This is a genomic window from Paenibacillus sp. OK003, from assembly GCF_900109515.1.
Lineage (GTDB): Bacteria > Bacillota > Bacilli > Paenibacillales > Paenibacillaceae > Paenibacillus > Paenibacillus marchantiae.
Genome location: NZ_FOBD01000016.1, coordinates 23,724 through 46,666, shown reverse-complemented (window position 1 = coordinate 46,666; position 22,943 = coordinate 23,724). Strand labels below are relative to the sequence as shown.

Sequence of the window (22,943 nt, the reverse complement as noted above, 5' to 3'; positions counted from 1 at the left end):
TAGCATCGAATTCCGTCAAAAAGGGAAAAACTCAGATATGGCGACGGATAGATCAGATTGTTTCGATCATTTTCATTCGTTTTCATGCATTTGCACCGCTTCTCGTTTCGCCATTGGCATTCGGGGCTTGGGCTGTGCTATCTTTACTTTAATATCCATATTAATAAAGGAGGAACAATATTAAATGAATCCCTTAGGGCAGCCTTTGGTACTCAAAGCTAACTTCAAGCGTTTAGGGTTGCTTGCGGCGATTGGCCTGATTCTGTTTTTCGTTTTTCAAATCTTTCCTGCCACCTCATCGCAAACGACTGATATCCAGTCTACTTCCTTCATAAGCAAGGAGAAAGCGGCGGAGTCGGCACGATCTTTTGCAGCTTCTCTACCTGATTATACTCTTCCGACGGATACCGGAAACGAGCTGGTGACATACCAAACCCATTCCGATATTTATGGGTATATGGCCAAAACCAAACAGTTAGAAACCTATAACAAGAAATGGGAAACAACCTACCCTTACGATGTGTACCGCGTTCGTTTGCCCGATCAGGACAAAGGCGGTTATTTGAATGTTGACGTACATATGAGAACAGGAAAAGTTGTCGGTTTCAAGCGCGAACTGCCTTCTTCCCTGTATGCATCCATTGAGGCTGAGCAGGACAAAAGTAAAGTGAATGCTGCCCAACGTTTAGCTGAAGATAACCTTTCCCTAAATGAAAAAGAGCAGCTTGCCGCTAGCGTCCTTGGCGAATTCGGGTATACTGTACCGAAACTTCAACTGGACACCCGTGAAGAAGAAGCGGGGCTGCAATACACGGATAATGAAAAGCAAATTGGGGATTCCAAGCTGGAACTTAACTTTACGTTTGAAGACGGAGCCGTTCGCTCCTTCGAATCGGTATTCTCAGTCCCTACCTCCCATACCGACTATGTAGCAAATCAGACTAAGCAAGCCAACTGGATGACTTACGGCGGTTATGCTTTTCTTACCTTTGTGCTTGGCGTGCTCGCGATTATCTACAGCATTCTGACCAGAGCACACACGTCGTTTAAACGCGGAATCGTTCTGTCTCTGATATACTTTGCGGCTTCCGTGATTGGCACACTGAACATGATTCCGCTCTTTCAGGCGCAGGGACTGTCTAACTTTATGCTGACCTTCCTGATGGTGATGCAAGCTGGGATCACGTTAGTCATGAGTGCAACCATCTATCTGTCGCTCGTTGCCGGTGACGGCATGTGGCGCAAAATCGGTCTGAATCCTTGGCCTCGGGCCAAAGAACCCGGATACGGCAAATATGTGCTGCACAGTATGTATACAGGTTACTTATGGGCGTTGATTCTGCTGGGTGTGCAATCCGTACTGTTCTTTATTCTGGAGCGCAGTATTGGAAGCTGGTCAACAACATCGGCTGACCAGTCCACTTATAACATGAGTTATGCCTGGATCTTCCCGATTATGGCCTGGATGGCCGGGATTGGTGAGGAAACAGTCTATCGTCTGTTCGGAATTCGCATGATGCAGAAGGTGGTACGAAATACGTTCATCGCCTGCCTTATCCCAACATTGATCTGGGCTCTGGGACACACCCTGTACCCGATCTATCCGGTGATCTCACGTCCAATAGAGCTTACGGTCATCGGACTTTTGTTCAGTCTGATCATGCTGCGCCACGGCTTCATCGCCGTTGTATTCGCGCATGTTATCTTTGACAGCCTGTTGATGGGGTTAAGCCTGATCTTCATGGGTGATGCACTGAACATTTCCGCAGGACTCTTCTGGATTGTGCTTCCGGCCATCGTTGGTTATGTCATCTATAAGATGAATCCAAAACAAAAAGAGAAGCCGTATGTCACGACTCCTCATCACGAAGTGCTGCAATAATTTGATTCGCAAGCTTGTCACCAATAGATAGAGGCCGGAAGTCTTCGACGCTGGCCTCTTTTATTTTGCGTAAAGAGCCAAAATGCTTCAGCAGCAGCTTGCGCCGCTTTTCTCCGATCCCCGGAATGGCATCCAGACGGGAAGTCACCATCGATTTACCACGCTGCTCGCGGTGGAACGAAATCGCAAAACGGTGGACCTCTTCCTGAATCCGCTGCAACAGGTAGAACTCCTGACTATCCCGAGGCAAGGAGATGACTTCCGGTGGGTTGCCGATCATCAACTGTGAAGTCTTATGCTTCGCATCCTTCACCAGACCGCATACCGGAATAAACAGCCCCAGCTCATTTTCCAAAATATCCACGGCTGCTGAGATCTGCCCTTTGCCTCCATCAACCACGATCAGGTCAGGCTGGGTTAAGTTTTCCTTCAACACCCGCTCGTAACGGCGACGGATAACTTCTCGCATCGTTTCATAATCATCCGGTCCTTCAACAGAACGGACCTTGTACTTCCGATATTCCTTCTTATCCGGTTTTCCATCGGTAAATACGATCATGGCAGATACCGGGTTCGTACCCTGGATGTTCGAGTTATCAAACGCTTCGATACGGTGAAGCTGATCCAGTCCAATAAAACGTCCCAGTCCTTCAGCAGCTTTCGATGTCCGTTCTTCATTCCGCTCAATCAGGCGGAACTTCTCTTCCAGTGCCACACGTGCGTTATCCACGGCCATGGTGATCATCTGCCGTTTCAATCCACGCTGCGGAATGTGGACTTTGATTTCCAGCCATTCCTGCAATGCTGCTGCGACTTGAGAAGGATCTTCAAGACCTGGGGGCTGTTTATCAGCCGATACATCTTCCTGAGCAACAGCGTCTTCCTGGATAACCATCGTAGCTTCTTCCGCTTCTGCTTCGGGTTGGATATCACCGTAAGATGCACGGGACTCGGCTACACGCAGCTCAACCGCAGAATCTTGCGCCAATCGCGTTGCCTCTTCTGACTCGATTGTCACCGCCGCAGGTACCGCTCCATCAGCATCGGATATATCATCCGCACCACCGTCACCAACTGCCAGTTCTTTTGGCATTTCCGGCAGTAATATCTCCTGTGGCAACGCTGGATTATCACTGTAGTACTGGGTCACGTAAGACATAAAGTCACTGTATGCCTCACCGTAAAATGGGAACGTTGATACGTGTCGTTCGATCATTTTCCCCTGACGCATATATAGAATCTGGACACACATCCAGCCTTTATCAATGGCAAAACCAAACACATCGCGGTCTCTGGCATCCGCCATCGTAATTTTCTGTTTTTCCATCATCGCATCAATGGCAATAACCTGATCCCGAAGTTCCTTGGCACGTTCAAAATATAGATCCTCAGCCGCTTCCTGCATTTTGCGCTGTAAATCCTTTTTGATCTCCTCATGCCCGCCACTCAAAAATGAACTGATCTCCTGGGAGATCTCATCATACTGCTCCTTGCCCACTTCTTGCACACAGGGAGCGAGGCACTGTCCCATATGATAATACAGGCATACTTCCTTCGGCATTACACCGCATTTGCGTAACGGATACATCCGGTCAAGCAGTTTTTTCGTTTGGTGTGCCGCATATGAATTCGGATAAGGTCCGAAGTATTTGGCTTTATCTTTGAGCACCCGCCGGGTCACTTCGAGTCGGGGATGTTTTTCATTCGTAATTTTAAGGTAAGGAAACGTCTTATCATCCTTGAGCAACACGTTATACCGCGGCATATGTTTCTTGATCAGGTTACACTCCAGAATGAGTGCTTCCATATTACTGCCGGTAACGATATATTCGAAATCACGGATTTCGGACACCAGGCGCTGTGTCTTCCCATTATGACTGCCGATAAAATATGATCTTACGCGATTCTTCAGCACTTTGGCTTTACCTACATAGATAATAGTACCTTCACTATTTTTCATCAGGTAACAGCCGGACATGTCAGGCAGCAAAGCCAGCTTGTGGCGAATCTGCTCTAGTGCCTTCTCCTGCTCCTGCACGTTTGTAATGAATTCATCCATAATTCGGTGGGTCCTCCTTCCCGATTACTGAGAAAGCTGATAGCTTCACCTTACATGAGGCACTCCGATGACAGAATGACCTTTCGATCGCTGTTATCCCCAGATTTCTTTGATTCTTTTCTTATAACGTATAAATCCGGGGATAGGGCATGCTTCCGAAGTAGCTTTCTTTCAGAAAGCTTTTAGGCGACCACTTCGTTTCTACAAGTCATTTCTGCCCTCTCCGTTGTTCATGTAAATTTCAGTTTCACCTTATAATAAATAGTATATCTTATATTGTCCTATATGAAAGGTTTCGACGCAAAACGCCCCCGGCGCATAACCGGAGGCGTATGTGAAATCTTGGTCAATTATTGGTGTTTTTCGATAATTCCTTTGAGAGCATCTTTTGAGTTCAGACCAACCACTTTATCAACCGGTTGACCATCTTTGAAGAAGATCAATGTTGGAATGCTCATTACGCCGAAGCGGGAAGCGGATTCCGGATTTTCGTCCACATTGACTTTAGCAATTTTCACTGCATCGCCAACTTCGGTGGACAGCTCTTCCAGGATTGGAGCGAGCATTTTACAAGGACCACACCAAGGCGCCCAGAAATCAACAAGAACCGTTCCTTCGCCTTCGACTTCAGCGTTGAAGGATTGATCGGATACGTTAACAATAGCCATGAAATTGTCCTCCTTATATATACTTACGGTTTATTTTAACCTGTAACGTCGCGAACGACACTTCCAGTATAACACAGCTACTCTAATGTTGTGAAATGAACGCATCAATGTTCATCTTCCCAACATCAAATCTTCACAATTGAAGAACTTACAGGTTCGCTGCAAAATCTTTACAAACGCTTTCTTTTCCAAGTATACTAAAATTACTCCGGGCTTCAGCTCCCTGTAAGGGCAAGCTGTTATCCCCATAAGGAGGCAATACCATGGATGCAAATGTGCGGATCAACGACCCGCGTGAACATGTGAACGAGGAACCCCGTAACGATCTGTTTGATCTGATCGCGGGTGTTGCTGGCATGGCCGGCCTGATGACGGTTATCTTTTTCGGAATGGTGATTTTCAAATTTATCACCGAATAGGATCTTCAGGCTGCACGCAGGCCAGAAAAGCCCGGTTTTCGCGACAATGCGAAAGCCAGGCTTTTTTTGGGACTATATGAGTAAAAAATAGATCAGATCGGTAACATAAATAGAAATTAACGTTTACCCCGTTGATTCTCACCTCGAACCGAGATGACATCAACAAACGGACGAATCCGGTCCATCAAACGCTGGCCTTTGTTCATTTCCTCGCCGTCCCTGCTGGTGAAGCTAAGATGTTTCTCCAGCCCATCCAAGTTGTAGTTAGACGTGTAAAATGTAGGCTTGCGATTCATACGGTAATTCAGAATGGAACCCATCACATGATCTCGAACCCATGGGTTCAGATTCTCTGCCCCAATATCATCAAAGATGAGCAGATCACAGCTTTTCAGAATATCCGTCGTTTCCTTCAGCTTGTTTCCTTCACTAATCATGGATTTCAGATCCTCCACAAAATCAGGCATATAGATAATAACACCTGTGTGGCCCACAACCGCGAGTTCATGCAGCAGATAACACATCAGAAACGTCTTGCCCGTTCCAAATGATCCTTCCAAAAACAGTCCTTGCGGAGACAATCCATTCTCCTTGGTGTCGTTAATATAACGCAGAACCTGGTTCACCGCCGGAGCACGCATCCGATCCTTGCCCATAATTTCCACATCGTTATATCCTGCATTGAGCGCACGCTCGTCCACATAGAAGCTGCGGATTCTCTGCTTGATCACATGCTCATTTTGCCGGGCGATATGTTTGGAACAAGGTGCTTTTTTATCTATAATTTCGGGTTTACCGTTAAAATGCTCTACTTCCAGTTTGCAAAAGTGACCCTGGAAATCGTTAGGACAGTTGTCGAGCCCCGGACAGTTCGCACAGTTCTTCGAATCTTTGGCATACTGATACAGCTTGCTCAGATCGGTAATAAGCTGTGCATCTTTCAGTTCAGGATGACCTGCGCGGAATTCGCGTACGTACGGATCTTCCATCAATTCCGCCGCAATCCGCCGCGACTGTTCACGAAAGGAAGGATTCAGCTGCTGAAGCAGTCCTCCCAAGGATTCCATGGCTTCAAGCCCCCTTAATAGTTTCAATATAGAATGAACAATTGAATTTTACGATGACCATCATGATGGCAGGGTAACCTTCGATCGCTTGTAATTCTACTGTTCATTCTATATAAACTTGAGGAATAACTCAACATGTTCAGCTGGAAAAAGCATTATCCATTCCATGACAGTACGCAGAACTTCGGTTAGACACTACACAAAGAATTGATCCGATCACGCTTGGAAAATTAACGACGCAACCCTACCGTAACAATCTCACAAGGTCCCGCTTGAAGAGCCCATTCTTTGCTGATTAAGGCAGTGGTAGATTCATTTAGAACTGTAGAATTCAGCTTACCTGTCTCTTCCTCCAGAATGTTGCTCTGATATGCATCTTCCAATGCTTGCGGGATGGACTCAGAAGCAGCAAACTTCAACTCAGTCGTATTGGATCGCATATTATACCAGCGCAGCATCAGATCACCCGAATCTTCGTTCACCTTCAGTGAAGAAAACGCAAGACCGTCCCCTTGCCACTCAAAAGGTGTGTTGCTTGGCGTCAGGAATCCCGGATGTACGTTCGTCTGAGCCAAAGTCCATGGAATCTGGAACTGGTAAGCTTCAATGTACGCTCCGGATGTTGCTCCATTCCCGTCATGAGGGATAATCTCCAGTTGGAAGGAATGCTCGCCGAGACACTGAGCTTCCGGTGTCGGGAACAATCCCCAGTCTCCAAGCTCTCCCACGGCACGAAGCAATGTCACGGCAATCGTATTCCGTCCATCCTCAAGAACCTCATACTCATTCAGACCGAGATTGGCTACAACCAACCCAGCCTGATCCTCGCTCACATCAACAAAACTTTGCTGATGCTGGGTGTTGCTCGGATTCTGCCATTCCGGTGCAGGCGCATTATCGCGAGTAGCAATTTCGAACATCGAGTCAACGTGATGAACGGCAGCTGTCAGATCCGTCGGGAAGAGTGCCCGCACCCGATGATCCTTCGCCTGATTGTTGAAGGTTGTTTCGAGCTTGATGCCTTTTCCACTGCGGCTTAACGACACAATGGTTCGGATTTTGAGCGTAACCATTTGTTTGGAACGTTGAGCTTTACGATGCGGATAATAGATAAGTTCCCGCTGCTCACGATCAAGCGTTTCGTCGGCGGATTCAGGAATCTCCCAATGATGAACAATTTCGTACGAAGCTCTGTAAGGCGCATCTTCAATAACCCGAATTTCTGCCCGAAGATCCTTCGTAGTCAGTGCCACTTCGTTCTCCGGTTGCTTGAACATGTACTCATTGCCGATATCACCGACATTTTCATACACGCCAAGATCTTTGTACGTTCGGCCTGTCCGTTTATCCGTAAGTGCAAAAGATCCATTGTCTGCAATATTTACGATAAAATATTCATTTTCCATGCCACGTTCACCACGCAGCAGTGTATTTGAATTCGCAGCATTGCTGTCCATGCGAACCAAAGCATACGTCTTCAGGCCAAGTGCAGGCACATTCTCTGCTTCAAACGTAATGCTGACCCGACGGCAGCTATATGGCTGACGGAATCGATCATCCGGCAGATCATAGCCGAATTGCAGACCCAGATCCTCTACCATACACGGAACTGGCTTGCCTTCTTCATCCACCAATATACGATCTGACAGGTCGATAGCGTTCATTTTGGCTGCCATATCTTCCAATGAGAAACCATCGCGGAAGTACAAACGGGCCGCATCCAGTTCAATCTGAACCACACCGCTGCGCTCCCATCCCGATGTGTTAAACACAACCACAGGCCGCGCTTCTTCACCATATCGTTCAAAGGTTGAAGTATCCACAGCTGCGGCGATTTGGCTGGTGCTATCCTCAATCAGGGCCTCAGCGACATGACGGCTCTTATCAAACCGGGTGACCATCTCTCGATGCACCTCGTCTACGCTACAGCCACAGATGCTGTCATGCGGATGATTCTGCATCAACGTTTTCCAGGCATAGGTAAACTGATCATGCGGATATGGATGACCCAGCAGATGCGCGAACGAAGCCAGGGGCTCAGCCACTTTTTCCAACATGGATTGGCCCAGTTGGTTCATCTGTTTCAGATAAACGCGTGCGGAAGCCGTGTTCACCAGAGTGCCCCAGCCATCAGTACGCTGGCTGCGCAGCTCTCCTTTTACAACAGACAACTCCTGAACCGCAGATGCTTTCAACGCTGACAGATAGTCCGGGAAGTTGGAGTGAACAAACTCGATATCGGGATACAATTGTTCAGCCATACGGATGGCTTCAGGCAGATCCTTCTGAATCGGCTGGTGATCACATCCGTTCATGTACAGCAATTCATTGGTCGATGCATATTTCTCCGCGTCAGCCAGCTTGGTTTCCCAGAACTTGCGAGCTGAAGCTTCGTCCACAGGAACCTCATTCCCGTTAGAGTACCAGTTGGCGAATAAAACACCAAGCACTTTAGATCCATCCGGACCTTCCCACATCAGCTCTGAGAAACTGGATTCGTATCCATCGTCAGACACCATGTTGTTGAAGCCCGTTGGCTTCACGCCTCGCCCGAAAAAGACATTATCGATGCCCGATTGCAGCATAAGCTGCGGTGTCTGTCCTACAAGTCCGAATGTATCTGGGAAGTATCCGATCTTTGAAGGTGTTCCGTAACGTTTGGCATCCCGATGTCCGACCTGCATATTACGAACATTCGCTTCACCACTGGTCAGGAAGGCATCCTGCAAAATATACCAAGGCCCAATGACAATACGGCCATCACGAATATGCTTCTCCAGCCGTTCCTTCTGCTCAGGTCTAACCTGAAGATAGTCATCGATGATGATCGTCTGGCCATCCAGGTAGAAGCTTTTAAAATCCGGCCCCTGATCGAGCTGATCCAGCAAGGCATCCACTAGTTGCACCAACCGCATATGATGTTTCTCATACGGCAAATACCATTCCCGATCCCAGTGCGTGTGAGAGATAATATGCGCTCTTTTCGATTTGCTTGTCGGTTTGGTCATTGTATTATTCCCCCTCTACCTCTTGTTGTACAATCTCTACTTCATCCGGACGATATACGGCTTGCAGCTGTCCGGCTGCATCTGTGGCAAACAGCACCGAGCGATTTTTCTCCAACAGGAACGTATATATGACTCCCGTACGTGTATCTCTGACTTTCACCTCATGATTCAAAGCGAACTCCGATACAAATACGTACAGATTGCCTTTTGGGAAGCTCAGCTTCCGGCCATAAATCCCTGCCAGATCACCGCCAGATATCCATTCCAGTTCATTCTCGATACCAGCCACTTCTGACGCATATCGATACAGGTCAGCCAACGGCTCATCCCGGCCGTTCAGCTCCAGCGGCAGCGGGCTCCAGATCAACTTACCTTTGCCTAATGGCAGCACTACAACTTCATCAGGTTTATGATTCTCCGCATGAAGTAACGTTTCCTTCGCCACCTCGGCAATCCGGCGACGACCATACGTGACGCGGTGATTCACCCCGTTAATATTCAGCATTTCTTCTCGCTGTACGTTGCCCAGACTGCGCTGACCGACAAGATGATCTGCTCGATCACTTCTCTTCCAATAAGCATCCAACCCGAGCGGCCCGGTAATAAGCAGCGTAGCTCCTTCATTCTCCGCGAAGTTCAATAGCTCGCTTAACGCATCGCTGTCCATGTTGTGCGGACTCGGAACCATGATCAGCTTCGGAGGTTGCTGCTTCAATGTTTCCAGATGATACTCGGATACAGCCCGGAATGGCTGCTTCAGCTCATAAGCCATCACACGGGTCAATTTTGTGGTTGCATCATAGGCCAGTGAACGGTTCGAGAAATCGTTTGAATACGGGAAGACCACCGCAATGTCCTCCAGCTCGCGATCGGTAAACAGGTCCCGAATCTGCTCCATGAATCGGCCAAAATCGTAAGACACATCAGCTTCAGGTTTTTCTGTACCATCCGCTCGCAGCGCTCCGATATGAGATTCATTGGCATTATCCATATAGAAGTTCGTATTCCAGATCCATTGCACTGCTCCTGCACCGCCTGTTGAGAAGGCATAGGCGTATTTGCGCTCCAGAATGCTGTGAAGCTCTTCCTCTGTGCGTTTGGCCCGGCCATCCGGGGTTTCCACATACATGATGCCTGTCTCCTGAATGAGATTGGGTTTATGTGGTGTTTTGGCGAAAATGCCGTCCCAGATCAGGTCATCGTTGAGCCACCAGGAATGCACGGTTGTATAGTCCACTTCACGCTCGTAGAAGAACGGTGAAGGCCGCTGTGCTCCGAGAGCTTCATCCTGCCCCACGGTAACCAGATGATGGGGAACAAGATCCTTGATCGTGCCTACAAGCTCTCTCGCCCAAACATTATGCATCTCCATCGAGAAGAGACAGTAATCAAGCCAGCGTGTTCCCTTTTTAGCCTTGTGCATGTCCTGTACATCGAAATTAATCTCTTCCGGTTCAGGAATGATCGCTGCGGTAAAGTCCGGCAGCTGCTTAGGTGACATGTTCCATGCCTCCTGCAACGCTTCAATCGTCTGATGCCGCTGCTGAAGCCACTCGATAAACGCCTGCTGCTCATACGAATCTCTTGCCGAACGTGGCCCATCGGAGAATATGCGCACAGGATCAAACATCGACGGTTCATTAATCAAGTCCCAGTCCACATGTGTGGAATGTCTGTGACGACTAACAATGCTGCGAATGAAGCGTTTCTGTGCATCTACGCTCTGCGGGTCCAAATATGGATTTGTTCCTTCCCACGTCTCGGGTGTAAAGGAGAAAAAGGTGAACGTCACTTGAAGGCCGTGCCGTTTTGCCGTTAACAGGAACGCATCAATAGCACGCAGTACATCCTCAGACATATGACCATCCACCTGCATCATGTTGCGATAGGCAGTCCAGATTCCGGTCCGAATCCAGTTAATGCCGGCTTTCGCCATCTGTGCCATATCCCGATCCCATACATCCGCATTGGGAAGGAACAGGAATTTCCGTGCCACGTCCGAGGTCATGTAGGTCATACCAACCACAGGCAATGGACGACCGTCTTTGATAAAATAATCTCTGCTGCGTGTAATGACTTCCCCTTCTGCCAACAAAGCTGCGTCCTGACCCCAGAAGCCTTGCCGCAGTATGCGAACTTCGCCATCCGGTGCCTGAACACGACCCACGATTCGGTACAGCCCGCTCTCGATTGAAACCGGAAGAAGAATGCGTTCAAAACGCTGTTCGCCGGAAAGTTCCAGCTCCAGTTGATGATTCCATACCTTCTCTACCGTGCCGTTTGTGCGATCTTCCCGTTCAACGGTTAAATCAAACGTCCACAGCTCCGGCTCACTTCGTCTGCTTCCCGCACGCTGTAGAATTTGGGTTTGGAGGATCAGTGAAGCTCGTTCACCCAATTCATACGAAGCATAGTTCGGCTTCAGAGATAGCTCGGTTACACCTTTGGCGCAATACTGCGCCAAGTTTACCATTTCGGCTGCTCCGTTCTGATCCCAGAAGGCAGCCGTCAAAGGCAGATGCACAAACAGCCAGCGTGAACTGGCAAACGTACTGCGGGAGTTTTCCCATAATACGATTGGGGCAGCGATGCTGCGACCATCCTTGCTTCGGCCGCGGAGCAGCGGAGAAATCTGCGTGCTCATCGGGCCTGAGGAACCCATCTGGTGTGGCAAATCGCTTGTTTTGGTTGTATGAGGTACCAGATTCCACGTATCCGCATTCTCGAACAGTCCCTCTTTACCTGCAAGGAGTGGAATATCTTCTGAGGAAGTTAGTGAATCCACTTTGGCTGCGGATACCTTTAACGCCTCATGAATGTAAAGTTCCTGGTGATACGCCGTTTGTTCCGACTCGGAAATCCATGCCCCATTCTCCTGACGAACAGGACGTTTGAATGGTGCGCCACCAATGCTGATCAGACTTCCCCCCTGATGAAGAAAAGCTGCGATTTCGGTCCAAGCGGATTTAGGAAAATAAGGCGCATGCAGGTTCACGAAACACCCTTCACCTGCCGCTGTGCTCAAAGCCGAAGCCAATTCATCCGCGCCCACAACGATGATCTCTTCCGATGCTTTCCATGAATCAAGAGCACCTTGCGTTGGCAAAGTACCCTCCACTGGAAACGTTGGATCAGAGAAAATAATCAACTTGGTTCTCTTCACCTGTGCGCTACTCATAGCAAACCATCCTTCATGGATTTATAGACCAACTGGGAGAACAGGCTGTTGGACCAAGCAAACCATTTTCTCGTAAAAATCGTCGGATCATCGGCATGGAAACCTTCATGCATATATCCTGTATCCGCATCCGTTGCTTCCAGCATCCGAATGATTTCGAGCTTCTCTTCAGCAGACTGGGCCGTCAATCCTTGCATGGACAGACCCATATGCCAGATGTAATCCGGCGGTGTATGCGGGCTGCCGATTCCTTTGGCAACTTTGCCTTCATAATAGAACGGATTCTCTTTGCTAAGCGCAAAACGTCTCGTATTCTGATAGATCGGATCATCCGCTGTAACGTAGCCAAGATAAGGAATGGACATCAGTCCCGGTGTACCCGCATCATCCATCAGGCAGTAGTTGCCGAAACCATCCGTCTCATAGGCATAGATCGGGCCAAACTCGGGATGACGGTAAATACCGTACAGCTGAATACCATGATCTACTTCGGCTTCCAGATCCTTAAGCTCCTGCAGGAACTCCATATCCCGGAATACCCACTCCGCGAACTCCTGCATCTGACGCAGGGCAACCACGGCAAACATATTGCCTGGAATGTTGTAGTGGAAATCACACGCATCATCACTGGAACGGAAACCGGACCAGATCATGCCTGTGTAATTGACGGGCATACCTCGTCCGTTATTGCGAATTGAATCCGTAGCAATGCCGTTATTGCGGGTAAAGCTGTATGGTGACTTCTCCATGTGATGCTGCTCCACCCGGAACAAATCCACGATTTTGCGCATGGCGGCTTTGAAGCTGGAATCGAAAATATCGGTCAGTTCGGTTTCTTTCCAATATAAATAAGCGAGACGCACAACAAAGCACAAGGAATCAATCTCGAATTTGCGCTCCCACACCCAAGGTGACATCTCGGTCACGTCGGTGGTGTTCCAGTGCCAATCATTGGCTGTCTCGTTGAAGGCGTTGGCATATGGATCAATATGAACGTACTGGATGTGGCGCTTAATCAGACCACCAATAATGCGTTGCAGGTCTTGATCTTCCTTGGCAAATGGAATGTAATGCACCACTTGCTCCACGGAATCACGCAGCCAGGAAGCTGGAATATCGCCAGTGATGACAAAGGTCGTGCCGTCATCCATTAATTTCGTTGTTGTTTCAATCGTATTCGGGAAACAGTTCTTGAATAGTTGAAGCAGCTTCGGTCGATGCGCCAGCTTTTGCTCCGCTTCTTCCATTACAGCTTGTACGGCTTGTGGCAATGCAACAGGTGGCATCGGTATTTTGGGTAGTCTGAATTGTTCCATGAATGAGTGCACTCCTTAAACAAATTGAATGGTGTAGCTATTGAGGATGAAACAAAAAATTTACACGGGACCACTGCGCGGTCAGAAATATCCTCCGATCGCTGTTATTCCCAGATTTTTTGATTCCCTTTTCTAAAGGGTAAAATCCGGGGATAAAGGCGAACGCTTCGCTTCTTCGAATTCTTTCTGCCCTCTTCGTTATCGTGTAAATACGTTTACTCCTATATAGCTCAATATATTTCAAAAAGGTTTACCGTAATAGCACGGTTTTTATTTCGTAAGGTTTAAAAGATAATGTAATCTGACCATTAGTGGTATCCAAAGGCTCACCTGCTTCTTCCAAAGCATTGGAGTGATAAGCTTGCTCAAATGCATGCGGCCATTGCAGCGTCACTCGTTCACGTGTGCCCGAAGACTCATAGAAACGGAGCACTGTACCGTTTCCTGCCTCTGCCGGTTTGACCGTATCCAAGATGACATGGCTGCTATCGAATTCAATCCATGATCCAGTTGCCGGGCGTACGCCTGCGTTCTGGTCCACCTGATGCACAGGCACTTCATGGTTTAATTCGGCCGCCTGACGTACCGTATGTGCACTTCTCCAGTCGCCTTCATGTGGATACAGGGAATAGGTGAAGTCATGTTCTCCAATATCCGCAGTCCGGTCAGGCCATCTCGGTGCACGCAACAAGGAAAGGCGAATCGTGCTTCCCTGTACGTCGTATCCATATTTGCAATCATTGAGCAGACTGACGCCATATCCGTGCTCGGCGACATCTGCGAAGCGGTGTCCGCACACTTCATACTGAGCTTGCTCCCAACTCGTGTTACGATGAGTTGGACGCTCCAATGCACCGAATGGAATTTCATAGGTTGCTTTGGAAGTCACTATATCGATCGGGAAGCCCACTTTGAGCAATTTATGATCTTCATTCCAGCTTACATGGGTTTTAAAATCGATCCGTCGATTGTCATGATAGAACACCATATCCTGTGTAATCACAGACTGATGAAGCTTCCACTGAAAACGAAGTACGTCCTTCGTAGTACCTGCCAGAACCAGCTTTTTCTCCAAGAGCTCCACTTCTCCAGCAACCTGAGCCTCATAACGGCTGTCGATATCCCAGGCATCCCAGAGCGTCGGACGGTCATGGAAAAAGTGAAATTGATTGCCGCGTTCACCTGGCTTCAGAATCTCGCGTTCTGCTGTCTTGTCCCACAAGCGGGATATCTCGCCAAGCTCGTTGAAGTGAACATGGTAATACGCGGTTTCCCATGTATCTGTAAAGTTCTTTTGCCCGGCAATGCTCGCCATTTCCCGTACATTCGTTTCCCTTGCATTTTCCGGAACGAGCCAAATCGTCTTATGACCAAACGCTGGAATGTCGGGCACCAGAACCGAAATTTGGCCATCTTCCCGATCCATGCGCAAACGCTGACCTTCTTCATCGATGACGTAACGATCCAATCCATCGTGCATTTGAAGTTGAACGACTTCACTTCGATTCCAACCAAGGCTGTTGAACACAACATAAGGAACAGAACCCTCTGGCCCCTGCGTGTTAATCCCCCTCGTTAATGCAGCAACACCTTGATTCAGTCCTGCTCTACCCAATTCGAATACCCGAATATACTCCTCATCCGACGTTACATAGGATTCCGTTATGGCCGAACCAGGGATAATATCATGGAATTGATTCAGCAAAATCAGCTTCCATCCATCATGCAGCGCCGAACGCACTTCAGCATCCTGCTGCGGCTCCATATCCGGTAAGGCAAGTGTGTTCCAAAGCTCCGCTTCGCGATAAAGCACCTCAGCCTTCCGGTTGTTGCGCTTATTGCGGCCATGGGTCGTATAGGTACCCCGGTGAAGCTCCAAATACAAGTCGCCATGCCACTTCGGAAGATCAGGCTGCGCCTTCTCGATTCCGTCAAAGAAGGCACCGGCGGTACTATAATTATTCTTCGGCTGTCCCACCATCAACTCGGAACGATCCACGTACTCCAACATCTCTCGCGTCACTCCGCCGCCGCCATCGCCATGCCCATACAGAAGCATATGCTCAGGATGCGCCGCCTTCTCGCGGTAAGACTGCCAATGATCATGAATGTCCTTCGGCAGCGTATGCTCGTTGACACCATGATTGAGATAAGACAGGATGGACGTGCCATCAATACCTACCCAGTGGAACAGATCATATGGAAATACGTTCGTATCATTCCATCCGAGCTTGGTGGTCATGAAGTACTCCACATTGCCATGCTTCAAAATCTGAGGCAGGGAAGCACAATAACCAAATGTATCTGGCAGCCATTCAATCTGTGATGTTTTGCCGAACTCCTCCATGTAGAAGCGCTGACCATATAACATCTGACGAATCAGGGATTCCCCGCTCGGAATGTTCAGATCCGGCTCAACCCACATCCCGCCAACTAGTTCCCAACGTCCTTCAGCAATGCGCTTCTTCACCCGTTCATACAGTTCGGGATCATGTTCCTTCAGAAAAGCATAGAGCAAAGGCTGGCTCTGGGAATAAACATAATCCGGGTATTCATTCATGAGTGCGTCCACCGTGGAGAATGTACGACTGGTCTTGCGCACCGTCTCACGTACAGGCCACAGCCAGGCAATATCAATATGCGATTGCCCCACCATATGCTCCAAGCCTTCGGCGTTTCCACCAATCTCTCGCACTTCATGGATCAATCTTTCTTCGATACTGCGGATGTCATCCCCCTGCTTGACAGCCTCTTCTGTCAGACCTACGAATTGATCCATCGCCCGATAGATCGCTTCCAACAGTCGCACACGGCGAAAATCACTTTCCGGCAGCAGCACCGCGGAATCACGCACTATCGTGACCGTGTACATCAGGCTGCGGACAGGTTCATTCGGTCGCACCAACAAACTGCTAATTGATGTAATCGGCGGCTGAATAACCGCTTGTTGGTTCAGTGGATCTACAGGCTCGGGTACCGGATCGAATAACTCAATCTCAAGTTCAGGCTGAGTCCCTACTCGGGAAGGGTCGAGTGTTACATACGTATGATTACGATCCAGCCCCTGATAAGAATGTCCATTCACCCGAAGCAAGCCTTCCCCACCGGATTCAAATACAAGTCCGTAAGGTTCTTTCTGCCAGGAGGCAGGTACATCCAACCGTGTCCGGAAAAAATAGGTCGTTCCCTGATCACTCGGGAAACGATTCAACCCCTCGCCTTCTGGATAAGCCTTCTGATCTTCATATTGTCCTGGCACTTTATAATAAGCGCGGGTGATGTCCCAGCTGCGCAGCTCCATTTGCTCCAACCACTGACGTTCGGACAACTCGCGAATAAATCGTCTGATGCGTTCCAATTCCTTACGCCTCCTCTACCGTCAGCTCGGCGAACTGCGTATCTTTCACATGTCTTCCGATATGAATATGGAATTGTCCTGGTTCAACGACAGGCGTGAGATCACGACCGATATATTGCAGCTGCTCCGCTCCAATATGGAAGGCTACCGTCTTCGTCTCTCCAGGTTCCAACATCACTTTTACAAACCCCTTCAGCTCTTTGGCTGGACGTGCCACACGGCTAACCACGTCGGATACATACATCTGAATGACTTCTGCACCTCTGCAAGACCCCGTATTGGTGACTTCCACTGATACGGTGACTGTCTCATCGGCCGTCATCCATTCTGTACTTAGCTTCGGCTCACTGTAATCAAAAGTAGTATAGCTAAGTCCATATCCGAATGGATAACGTGGCTCCAGATCCTCTTCCAAATAACGCTTGCCGCGTGAACGTTTGCCATTATAGTAAATCGGTAATTGACCCACATGCTTCGGAATGGATACCGTCAGTTTGCCGGACGGATTCACTTCGCCGAACAAAATGTCCGCAATGGCATGCCCACCCTCTTGACCTGGGTACCATGCTTCCAGAATGGCATCGGCATGTTCATCCACCCATGGCTCGGTGATCGGGCGACCGTTGATATAAACAATGACAAGTGTTTTGCCAAGCTTATGAATCTCTTGAATCAGCTCCAGCTGGACTCCTGCAATCCCAAGCGTCATGCGGTCAATGCCTTCTCCACACTCCATGTCATTCCATGAGTTATCGGACACATTGGAAGCACCTGTCTTCAGATCGATCGTTCCTTCACCAAAATCACGGGCACTCGAGCCGCCAACGACCATGATGACCGTATCGGCCTGACGTGCAGTTTCTATAGCGTGCTCGAACCCTTCTCTCGAATCACCCTTGATGCGACATCCCGGTGCATAGAGCACCTGATTTTCACTATTTGAATGTTCAGCTGAGCTTTCCCTTGCGTGCCCACTCTCACTTACAGCAAGCTTACTGCGGATGCCATCCAGCACCGTAGCCACTTTGGACTTCGGTTGGGGGGATGTATAATCGCCCAACTGGTTGTAGGCTTGGTCTGCATTAGGACCAATAACAGCAATTCGGCCCGCTGTTGCCGTCGACAGAGGTAACGTTGCAGCTTCATTTTTGAGCAAGACCACACCTTCTGCAGCCAATTGGCGTGCCAGTTGAATATGTTCTTCACTGCCAATGACTTCTGCCGCTCGATCGGCATCCACATAAGGCTGCTCGAATAATCCCAGCTTGAATTTCAGTGCCAGCACACGGCGGACAGCCTGATCCAGTACAGGCATTTCAAGTTTGCCTTCCGCGATCGCTTGCACCAGAAATTGTCCAAACATCTCACCGGACATTTCCATATCAATCCCTGCCTGAATGGCCTGTACGGATGCTTCCAATCCATCTGCCGCCACATCATGCCCACTTGCGAGCATGTTGATGGCACCGCAGTCCGTAATCACCAGACCGTCAAAGCCCCAATCTTTTCGCAGAACGTCATCCAGCAGCTCCGTATTAACCGTACACGGGATACCGTCGATTTCGTTATAAGCCGGCATAATGGATTGAGCGCCTGCTTCAACAGCTTTGCGGAACGGATACAGATCTACTTCCAGCAGCTCACGCCAGCCCATATGCACCGGTCCCGCATTGCGTCCACCTTCCGAGCTGCCATAACCGACAAAGTGTTTCAGTGTAGCCGCTACCGCATCCTCTTGGTCCAAACGCTCGCCCTGAAGTCCTTGCACGGAAGCAACAGCCAGTTCACCAATAAGATACGGGTCTTCCCCAAAGCATTCCTCGGTACGCCCCCAGCGTGGATCACGTACAACATCCAGCACCGGAGAATACGTTACCGCACCACCTTGAGCACGCGTCTCGCGAGCGACTGCCCGACACATGTCTCGGTACAGATCCACATTCCAAGTACTTCCTAAGAGCAGAGGAACCGGATAGACCGTACCGTCAATCGCCATATGTCCGTGAGAGCATTCCTCTCCGATCAGAATGGGAATCCCCAGTCTGGAATGCTCTACAGCATGGCGCTGAATAAGGTTTACTGCTTCTGCCCCTTCTCTGGCAGACAGTCCATTTTCAAGCGTAACCCCCGTCCATGGATCTGCACGAAGTGCACCGTACAGGGAGCCTACGCCCCCGTTTTCCACCTGCTGCTTAAAGGATTCATTCAGCGTAATGTTCCCTTGATTATTGGTATATGTCTGCCAACCAAAAGGCTGGATGAGTTGACCCGCCTTTTCCTCCGTCGTCATTAAGCCCAGCAGATGTTCTACTCGCTCTTCCACGGATTTACTTTTGTCCTTATATATCATCATCCTTCGATACCTCCACCCTATAGAAGTGATTCGGTTACTCTTTGACAGCTCCGACCGTCAGACCCTGTACAAAGTAACGCTGGAAGAACGGATAAGCGAAAATAATCGGCAATGTAGCGAGAACCACCATGGCCATCCGTGAAGTATCCTGCGGGATGGATTGCATCGCCGCCAGACTCATCGAGCTGTTCGCCGAGTTCTGCTGGATGAACTGGATGCTGGACTCAATCCGCATCAGCATCGATTGCAGCGGTACGAGGTTGGGGTTATCGATATATAACAGCGCATTGAACCAATCGTTCCAGTAACCGAGCGTACTGAACAATCCGATTGTCGCCAGCCCTGGCAGTGATAATGGAATAACAATCTTCATAAACGTATAAAATTCTCCGGCTCCATCAATTTTCGCGGATTCAATGACCGCATCCGGTACACTGGTTGAATAGAATGTACGTAGGATCATGATATAGAAGGCATTCATTGCAAGCGGCAGAACCAGTGCCCATATGCTATCTTTCAAATGAAGAAGTTGGGACACGACCATATAGGTCGGAATCATCCCTCCATTAAACAACATGGTCAGAATGGCAAATATGGAGAAAAATCTCCGATAACGGAAGCTCTTGCGGGATATCGCATAAGCGTACAGCGACATTAGAATCAGACTGATGATGGTACCCAGCACCGTCACCAGAATGGTTACCCCATAAGCACGCAGCAGCGTGTCTCCACTCTGCCACACAAACTGATAGGCTGCGAGACTCCATTCCTTCGGAATCAGTCGATACCCGTCACGGGCCAGTGCTTTCTCGTCCGTGAACGAGATGATCACTACAAACACGAAAGGAAATACACAGATTAAAGCGAATAGTCCGGCCAAAATATTCATAATGACGTTCCAGCCATTGGATACATGATGGAAGTCGCGTTTTTTTACGATTTGAGCCACAGTGGTTCACTCCTTTCCTTTGTCCTAGAATAGGCTGCTATCTTTATCGATTTTGCGTACAACATAGTTGGAAAGGATAACAAGCACGAAGCCTACAACGGATTGATACAATCCGGCAGCGGTACTCATGCCAATCTCACCACTTGTTTTCAAGCCACGATACACATACGTATCAATAACATTGGTAACGGCATACAACGTACCCGAATCCCTTGGAACCTGATAGAAGAGACCAAAGTCGGCATAGAAGATGCGGCCCACAGCCAGCAACGTCATAATAATAATGATCGGTGAGAGCAAAGGAATCGTAATGTTGCGGATCTGCTGCCATTTATTGGCGCCATCGATCATCGCTGCCTCATACAGCGACCGATCAATCCCCAGAATGGAAGCGAGATAGACAATGCTGTTGTACCCGATCGTTTTCCACAAAGCTACGAACACCAGGATATACGGCCAATACTTCGCTTCCGAATACCACTGAATCGGTTCCACACCGAACCACCCAATAATCTGGTTCAACATCCCCCGGTCCATGCTCAGGAAGCTGAACGCGAAATAACCGACAATAACCCAGGATAGGAAATACGGCAGGAACATACCTGTTTGATACAATTTGGCCAATCGTTTATTGACCAGCTCCGAGAGCAGAATGGCCAAACCTACAGCGAATACCAGCCCCAGAATAATAATGGCAAGGTTATAAAAAAGCGTATTTCGAGTAATGAGCCAAGCATCGTTGGTGCTGAACAGGAATTTAAAGTTATCCCAACCCACCCATTCGCTCTTCATCAGACTGGCCCAGAAGCCTTCGCGGCTAAAGCGATATTGTTTGAATGCGGCTACTGTACCAACCAATGGCAAGTAGGAGAAGAAGAAGAACCAGATGGCGCCTGGCAGCACCATGAACAGCATGACTCGGTTTCTAATCAGATTTTTCAAAAATGCGGTCATATGGAGATCCTCCTTCAGGCTTGAATGAAAAAGGATCGGGCGCAACAAGCAGCGGCCCGATCCCTGAATTTACCCTTACTTATTTGCCGCTCTCCAGGCATCAAGCTGGGTTTGGGCTTCAGCCATCACTTTTTCAAGTCCGGCTTGATTGAACTTCTCAATCACTTGCTCCAAGTTGTTCTCTGGGTCCAGCGTACCTGTCATCAATGCGGCCCAGTATTGCTCTTTGACATTCTGCACTGCTGTCAGTTCGGACGACACCTTGCTGGAATCAAAGTTAAAGCTCAGAATTGGGGAATTTACACCCTCTGCATTAAACTTCTTGAACTCATCCCATTTGTTGTCCGGGTCATTGTTGTTCAGATACAACAACATGTTGTTACCGAGGGAGTAAGAAGGCATATCATAGTTCTTGGATTCAGCCAGATTTTCTATGTACGTGTCATCCACTTTTTTGTAGTGAACGCCCTCAATACCGGAATCAACCATATTGCGCAGCACTGGATCTGTATTCAACAGGTTCAGGAACTCCATTGCTTTCTCCGGATATTCGGAGTTGGCTGAGATCGCCATGATCGAACCTTGTACAGAAGTGTTGGTAATGATCGCGTCACTTGCTGGTGTGGAAACTACCGGATATCCGTAGCTCGCTGACCATTGGTTATCTGCAAGCGGTTGTGTCTGTGCACGATCCAGGAACCAGTTGCCTGATGTAGTCAGGTCATTGGTAGAGCCTGTTGTTGCTGCCTCTGGCGATACATAACCAGCTTTATAGTATTTGCTCATCGTTTTGAGTGCTGCTTTCATTTCCGGAGTATCCAGAATGTTCACGATCTTGTAATCCGTTGTATCCAGTTTGATCGCCATTGGCAAATTCTGAATGACATAGTCATAAGGAACATAAGGAACGAAGTTTTTATCCATTCCAAATGGAGTCACGCTTGGCTCATTTTCCTTGATTGTTTTGAGCAAAGGCTCCAGACTGTCCAACGTACGGATATTGGAGATGTCCATTTTGTATTTATCAAGCAGCGTTTTGTTGAAACGCCATACCTCTTGTTGTGGCAGCTCTTTGTTGGCCGGAATTCCGTAATTGTGTCCGTCTACTTTCGAACCACTCAGGAATGCAGGATCAATCGTTTTAATAAGGTCCTGACCATATTTAGGGAGCAAATTATCAAGCTCAAGGAATGCGCCCTTTCTAGCATTTTGAACATAATCGAATCCGCCGGAAGAGGTGAACAGGATGTCCATTGGCTCGCCGGATGCTACGTTAACTTGCATCTTTTGCGGATAGTCACCCCAGTCAACCATTTTCATTGTAACTGTGGCATTGATTTTTTCTTTCGTGTACTTGCTGACTTCTTCCATCACTTTATTAACATCTTTCTGAGGGGTACCAATGGTGTACCAGATCAGCTCGACAGGAGCCTCTCCTGCTTCCCCTGATTCTGAAGCATCCTTGCTTCCTCCACAGGCGCTAAGAACGAGTGTAACCGCCATCAACAATGCAAGAACGAGAGAAAAACTTTTTCTTTGTTTACTCATTTCCTTGATCCTCCCTTTTCGTGTTCCCTTTAGCTGTACAAACTAACTGCTTTAACCTTATCGAATGAAAGCATTTTCAAAAAGAAGATAAACTTAATATTTCGAGGTACAAATTAAAGAGAAATCAGTACCGATTCATGAATTTGTACCTATTTGAATAAATCGCTTACATCAAAAAGACATG

The 22,943-nt window shown here is 48.4% G+C and carries 13 protein-coding genes; 2 read left to right on the top strand and 11 right to left on the bottom strand.

Features of this window, described 5'->3' with window-relative positions:
- The first annotated feature begins 184 nt into the window (after window positions 1-184).
- Window positions 185-1,882, top strand: coding sequence for a CPBP family intramembrane glutamic endopeptidase (locus BMW94_RS22640; protein ID WP_091001145.1), 1,698 nt, complete (start codon window positions 185-187; stop codon window positions 1,880-1,882).
- On the opposite strand, the gene uvrC is transcribed toward BMW94_RS22640, so the two are convergent.
- Window positions 1,851-3,941: an excinuclease ABC subunit UvrC gene (gene uvrC, locus BMW94_RS22635; RefSeq protein ID WP_091001144.1), complete on the bottom strand. Its 2,091-nt coding sequence runs from the start codon at window positions 3,939-3,941 to the stop codon at window positions 1,851-1,853. The two genes, BMW94_RS22640 and uvrC, sit on opposite strands and share 32 nt — an antisense overlap.
- Before the next feature lie 350 nt (window positions 3,942-4,291).
- Window positions 4,292-4,609: a thioredoxin gene (gene trxA / locus BMW94_RS22630; RefSeq protein ID WP_036605788.1), complete on the bottom strand. Its 318-nt coding sequence runs from the start codon at window positions 4,607-4,609 to the stop codon at window positions 4,292-4,294.
- Window positions 4,610-4,872: 263 nt separating this feature from the next.
- Here trxA and BMW94_RS22625 point away from each other — a divergent pair, with 263 nt between their 5' ends.
- Entirely contained in the window at window positions 4,873-5,028 is a 156-nt protein-coding gene (locus tag BMW94_RS22625) for a YqzM family protein (RefSeq protein WP_090810527.1), read from the top strand.
- Window positions 5,029-5,144: 116 nt separating this feature from the next.
- Here the strand turns inward: BMW94_RS22625 and dnaI are convergent, their stop codons facing one another.
- The 9 genes from dnaI to BMW94_RS22580 all read right to left on the bottom strand — a co-directional run bounded on the left by dnaI (window position 5,145) and on the right by BMW94_RS22580 (window position 22,759).
- On the bottom strand, window positions 5,145-6,095 hold the full coding sequence (gene dnaI, locus BMW94_RS22620; protein WP_053783224.1) for a primosomal protein DnaI: 951 nt from the start codon (window positions 6,093-6,095) through the stop codon (window positions 5,145-5,147).
- 230 nt (window positions 6,096-6,325) lie between these two features.
- Window positions 6,326-9,103 carry an alpha-mannosidase gene (locus tag BMW94_RS22615; RefSeq protein ID WP_091001143.1) on the bottom strand — a complete coding sequence of 926 codons (2,778 nt, stop codon included), beginning with the start codon at window positions 9,101-9,103 and terminating at the stop codon, window positions 6,326-6,328.
- A gap of 4 nt (window positions 9,104-9,107) precedes the next feature.
- On the bottom strand, window positions 9,108-12,281 hold the full coding sequence (locus BMW94_RS22610; protein WP_091001142.1) for a beta-galactosidase: 3,174 nt from the start codon (window positions 12,279-12,281) through the stop codon (window positions 9,108-9,110).
- Window positions 12,278-13,597, bottom strand: coding sequence for a glycoside hydrolase family 125 protein (locus BMW94_RS22605; protein WP_091001141.1), 1,320 nt, complete (start codon window positions 13,595-13,597; stop codon window positions 12,278-12,280). The genes BMW94_RS22610 and BMW94_RS22605 overlap by 4 nt, the downstream gene beginning before the upstream one ends.
- Window positions 13,598-13,847: 250 nt before the next feature.
- Complete coding sequence (locus BMW94_RS22600; protein WP_091001140.1) at window positions 13,848-16,955, bottom strand: alpha-mannosidase; 3,108 nt, start codon at window positions 16,953-16,955, stop codon at window positions 13,848-13,850.
- A gap of 4 nt (window positions 16,956-16,959) precedes the next feature.
- On the bottom strand, window positions 16,960-19,308 hold the full coding sequence (locus BMW94_RS22595) for a glycoside hydrolase family 3 N-terminal domain-containing protein (protein ID WP_175480817.1): 2,349 nt from the start codon (window positions 19,306-19,308) through the stop codon (window positions 16,960-16,962).
- Window positions 19,309-19,342: 34 nt separating this feature from the next.
- Entirely contained in the window at window positions 19,343-20,197 is an 855-nt protein-coding gene (locus BMW94_RS22590; RefSeq protein ID WP_205525065.1) for a carbohydrate ABC transporter permease, read from the bottom strand.
- A gap of 84 nt (window positions 20,198-20,281) precedes the next feature.
- On the bottom strand, window positions 20,282-21,211 hold the full coding sequence (locus BMW94_RS22585) for an ABC transporter permease (RefSeq protein ID WP_091001139.1): 930 nt from the start codon (window positions 21,209-21,211) through the stop codon (window positions 20,282-20,284).
- Window positions 21,212-21,286: 75 nt separating this feature from the next.
- Complete coding sequence (locus tag BMW94_RS22580) at window positions 21,287-22,759, bottom strand: ABC transporter substrate-binding protein (protein WP_091001138.1); 1,473 nt, start codon at window positions 22,757-22,759, stop codon at window positions 21,287-21,289.
- Window positions 22,760-22,943 lie beyond the last annotated feature (184 nt).

What these genes read in the sequence shown, in the direction of transcription:
- BMW94_RS22640 (WP_091001145.1), top strand. Translation starts at nt 185, where the DNA reads ATGAATCCCTTAGGGCAGCCTTTGGTACTCAAAGCTAACTTCAAGCGT.
- uvrC (WP_091001144.1), bottom strand. Translation starts at nt 3,941, where the DNA reads ATGGATGAATTCATTACAAACGTGCAGGAGCAGGAGAAGGCACTAGAG.
- trxA (WP_036605788.1), bottom strand. Translation starts at nt 4,609, where the DNA reads ATGGCTATTGTTAACGTATCCGATCAATCCTTCAACGCTGAAGTCGAA.
- BMW94_RS22625 (WP_090810527.1), top strand. Translation starts at nt 4,873, where the DNA reads ATGGATGCAAATGTGCGGATCAACGACCCGCGTGAACATGTGAACGAG.
- dnaI (WP_053783224.1), bottom strand. Translation starts at nt 6,095, where the DNA reads ATGGAATCCTTGGGAGGACTGCTTCAGCAGCTGAATCCTTCCTTTCGT.
- BMW94_RS22615 (WP_091001143.1), bottom strand. Translation starts at nt 9,103, where the DNA reads ATGACCAAACCGACAAGCAAATCGAAAAGAGCGCATATTATCTCTCAC.
- BMW94_RS22610 (WP_091001142.1), bottom strand. Translation starts at nt 12,281, where the DNA reads ATGAGTAGCGCACAGGTGAAGAGAACCAAGTTGATTATTTTCTCTGAT.
- BMW94_RS22605 (WP_091001141.1), bottom strand. Translation starts at nt 13,597, where the DNA reads ATGGAACAATTCAGACTACCCAAAATACCGATGCCACCTGTTGCATTG.
- BMW94_RS22595 (WP_175480817.1), bottom strand. Translation starts at nt 19,308, where the DNA reads ATGATGATATATAAGGACAAAAGTAAATCCGTGGAAGAGCGAGTAGAA.
- BMW94_RS22590 (WP_205525065.1), bottom strand. Translation starts at nt 20,197, where the DNA reads ATGAATATTTTGGCCGGACTATTCGCTTTAATCTGTGTATTTCCTTTC.
- BMW94_RS22585 (WP_091001139.1), bottom strand. Translation starts at nt 21,211, where the DNA reads ATGACCGCATTTTTGAAAAATCTGATTAGAAACCGAGTCATGCTGTTC.
- BMW94_RS22580 (WP_091001138.1), bottom strand. Translation starts at nt 22,759, where the DNA reads ATGAGTAAACAAAGAAAAAGTTTTTCTCTCGTTCTTGCATTGTTGATG.